Below are 4,762 nucleotides of genomic sequence, written 5' to 3'. Positions count from 1 at the left end.
ATATTCCAAGTATCGTGATACCCATCTTGATTCGGGGTAATAAACTTAGGATAGTCAATCACTCCAATCTCGATTGTAACACTTCCACAACCTCTGGCATCCTTAAAGGTAACTGTATGTGTTCCAGGAGATACATTCTCAAAGGTACCACTTTCAATAAACTCTCCATCATCCAATTGATACACATACGAATCGCTCAATCCTGTCGCTGTAGCTTGCACCACATGATTGTCAGAAAAAGCTCCATTCACTAGTATTGCCTCATAAGTCATTGGTGGCTGAGACACAATTACTGTGGTTGTCTCCGTTACACTACATCCTGTAGCAATCTCTGTGTAAGTAACACTATAGATTCCTCCTACAATAGCTGTAATCGATGGACCGATTGCCGTTCCTCCTGGGTATTCCCAAATAATATCGTACAAATTAGGATCTAATCCTGTATCGATAAATGGCGGAGACAGTTCTCCTTCTACCTCTGGAATAGGATTCTCATTGGCATCAACACACAAACGATATTCTTCTTCCAATACAATTGCAGGTAGTTGCTCTACTTTTAATATAACTTCTACAATCTCATAACAACCTGTATCGGTATTAGTCACACGAGCATACACAATCTGTGGATTTATAATATTAGTATAAGAACCCGGTAAACCACCAATTCCTTCTACCGCTTCATCTAAAGTCTCATACCATGTAATTACATAATTAATCGCTGTCTGTCCGCCTAAGATTTCTTCCGCTAAAGCAGCTGCTTGAGGGTCTGGATCTGTCGCTGAACTTGGCAGGTTAAATGCTGTAAATCCATCTGGTGTTCCTTCCTCATCATCACAAACAATATACGGTGCTGCGGGCTGAGTGGCTGTAGCGCCTTCCAACACTTCTAAATTAAAGAGTTGAACACCTCCTACATAACATCCCGTCTCTATGTGCTCAATACCAGTGTAAATCTCTTGCCCTGGCAATGGAGTTCCATCACTTATAAAGGCAGTTGTGTTTACAATAGGATTCGTTCTTGTTTCTGCATCGATACTATTTCTATAGAAGGTCACTGCATACTCCAAAGGATCTTGTTCTCCTAAAATCTCAGGAATCTTCGTCGTTAAATCAAAAACACCGATACCATCTGTTCCTACCTCACACAATTGATACGGCTCCACAATGGCAGTATCGTCTGGTAATGGGTGTACTAATAACAATAACTCTACAATCTCAAAACAAGAATCGTCATTGGCACTATCTACCGTTACACGAACGTAAATAGTTTGCTCAAAAGGTGAAGTATCATTGCTATAAGCTGTAGGGTCTACAATGGCCGTAGTAATATCTCCATCCAAGGCTAATGGATAGCTTTCATAGTAATGCACATCCCAACTAGCGCCATTTAAAATTTCTGCTTCTGCCTCTGTTAAATCAAACTCCTCGATACCATCTTCTAAAGGTATCGTCTCATCACAGGCCTCTAATGGGGCTGGTGTAACTACATTTGGTCTAGGAACCACACGAAGGGTCAATCGTACACTTGTATCAAAACATTCTGTATTGCCATCTACAACACGTACAAAAACAATCTCTGGATTGGTTGTGTTTACATACGACATTGCTGGATCAATAGCATTGATCCCTTGATCTGCATCTTCTTGGCTTTGGTAATAACTTACCTCTACCCCTGCAACGCCTCCTGTAATCTCATCATTCTTTTGTGTTAAATCAAAGGTTGCAATACCATCATTTGGCTCTCCTAAATCATCACAAACCGTTAATGGATCTGGCTGAACAACGGTAGGTCCTAAAGAAACTCTTAATAAGAAAGACATCGTTCGATAACAACCATCCTCGGCAACTGACAAACGAATATAAATAGTCTCCTCTGGAGTAAATACATTTGTATACGCATCTGGCGTTAGAATTGGATTCACACCTAAATCTGCATCTGCTTGACTGGTATGGTAACTCAATGAATAATCACTAGGGTTTTGCGTCCCGTAAATAAGAGGCTCTTGCTGGGTTAAATCAAAAACACCAAAGCCATCATCATCACAAAGCACTAAGTCTGGCAAACTTGTAGGCAACACCGGTGCTGGCACGACTTGAAGTTCTAATTCTAAAATACCATAACACCCTGTAGCTGTTGGCGGAGCTTCATAGGAAGTACGCGCATACACAATTTGGTTGTTGGCAACAATATTACTATACGGACTTGTAAGAGCAAATGTGCCATTGTCGGCATCTAAATAAGTCTCGTGGTAAGTTATCGTAACTCCAGGCTCTCCTGCGATAATCTCTGCATCTTTATCCGTTAAGGTAAAGACTGAAAAACCATCATTGTTCTCATCACAAGCAACCAATGGTGTGGGTGTTGCAGAGGCAGGACTTGGATTCACCGTTACTACAAAACTAGTCTCTGCTGAACATTCTGTACTGTTAAACACACTCACATAAATTGTCTGAGGAGTTTCTGTATTAGGGTAAGCATCTGGTGTAGCAATTGAAATACCTGCTTGTTGATCTGCTGCTGTAGCGTAATAGAATACGGTTAAATCTGGATCTCCTGCTATAAGGGCCGCATCGTTTTGTGTTAAATCAAAGGTAGAAATACCATCAGATCGACTCCCTCCTGTATCATCATCACACAATTCTAAATCTGTAGCTGCTCCTATTATTGGATAGATTCCTACTATTAATTCAAAAGAACTTATGCGGTAACAACCTGTCTCTAGGTTTTCCAAACGAACCCAAATGGTTTGTCCGGTACTTGCAAAGGCAGTGGTGTTAACAATATTGTTTATTCCGTCTTCTGCATTGGTAGGATCATCATAATAGCTAATGGCAAATCCTAATGGATCTTGTACTCCATATACATACGGTGTGTTTTCTTCTAAATTGAAATCTGCACTTCCTCCCCCTACACTATCACATGAGAGTAAGTCGCCAAAGTCTGCCGTTGGAAAATCAGGTAATGGATTTACGATAAGATCTAAAGGAACAACACCGTAACAACCTGTAGCCGTAATCTCTACACGAGCCCATACCGTTTGTTGGTTTGGAACTACCGTTAGGTAAGGAATTGCTAAAGCAGTTGTTAAATCGCCCAACTTAGCAGCATCCTCATCAAAGAAATACCCTACTACAGTCACCCCAGGTTCTCCTCCGATAATCTCTAAATCTCGATCATTCAATGGAAATTCAGCCAAGCCATCCTCATCATCATCGCATACATATAAAGGTTCTGGGGTAACAGGGGTCGGATTTGGATTTACAACCAAGGTTAAGGTTACAAGTATCTTACATCCTGCTCCACTAGTTACACGTCCGATAATCGTTTGTGGGTTTAAAGGTGCGGGTGCAATGGCTCTGTTTTGATATGCATTTGGTGTAGCTATTGGAGTATCTGACAACTCATCGGCTGCTGTTTCATACCAAGTAACGCTTAAATCTGGATCGCCTCCCGTTATCTCAAAGGTACGAGTTGTTAAATCAAACGTACTTTTTTGATCGGTTAGTGTGCTTCCATCTATTTCATCATCACACAACTCATACGGTTGTGGCTGTATCGCTGCAGGTACTGGAGCCACTACTAATTCTAAAGGCACAATGGCATAACAACCAATCTCTCCATTGTTAGGAGTGATATTATCGTCACTTCCTACGACCAACACATAAATAATCTGGCTAAAAGGCGTTGTATTTTGATATGCTAGTGGTGTTCCAATGGCTTGAGAGTAGTCTGGAATAGTCGTTGCCACATCTCCAGCATCGATTGCATCTTGTTCTACTTCATAATAGTAAAAATCATACAATAACGGATCTTGACCATCTAAAATCGATGGATTGATCAGTGTTAAATCGAAAAACTCGATTCCATCTCCAGAATTGTTATAATCACAAACTTGCAAAGGACCAACATCCATCGCAACTACTGGAGAGTTACGAACCTCTAAGGTTAGAGGTACAATACTAGAACACAATGTATTTACATTTACAATATGTGCAAATACAACATCATTGTAAGGATCATCATTGGTATAAGGATCTATTAATTCATTTAAGTTATTTACAGCATCCAAATACGTAGGATGGTAGGTAATCGTTAAGTCGGGGTCGCCACCAGTGATACCTAAATCAGCATCGTGCAATACAAAATCAGCATACCCATCATTATCATCATCACAAACCACTAAAGGATCGGGTGTAAGTGTCGTTGGATTTGGATTGACAACTAAGGTTAAGGTAACCGTTACCTTACATCCAAAGGGACCTGTAACACGGGCGATAATTGTTTGAGGATTTAAAGGTGCTGGTGCAATCGCGCGGTTTTGATACGCACTTGGCATGGCAATCGGGAGATCTGCAGCCTCATCGGCTACTGTCTCATACCAAGTAACTGTTAAACTACCATCGCCACCTGTAACCTCACCCTCACGAGTGGTTAAATCAAACGTACTAATTTGATCGGTAAGTGTACTACCGTTTACTTCATCATCACACAACTCATAAGGCTCCGGTTGTACTGCAGCAGGCAAGGCATCTACAATCAACGTTAACGGAACAATTGAATAACAACCCGTACCGCCATTGTTTGGAGTGGTATTACTTCCATTACCCACAACTAAAATATATACCTCTTGTAAAAAAGGAGTCGCATTTTGATACGCAGTAGGCGTTCCAATAGCCAATGAAAAATCGGGAACCGTTAAGGCCAACTCTCCAGCGTCAATAGCATCTTGCTCTACTTCATAATAATAAATATCGTATAATA

At 40.8% G+C, this 4,762-nt stretch carries 1 protein-coding gene; it reads right to left on the bottom strand.

Features of this window, described 5'->3' with window-relative positions:
• Positions 1 to 4,762 (bottom strand): T9SS type B sorting domain-containing protein (locus BLQ00_RS17675; RefSeq protein WP_093145520.1); only part of this gene is annotated, 4,762 nt, incomplete at both ends.

The organism is Ulvibacter litoralis (assembly GCF_900102055.1).
Taxonomy (GTDB): domain Bacteria; phylum Bacteroidota; class Bacteroidia; order Flavobacteriales; family Flavobacteriaceae; genus Ulvibacter; species Ulvibacter litoralis.
Note: the sequence above shows the minus strand (reverse complement) of the source record. Positions and strands in the feature narration are given on the sequence as shown.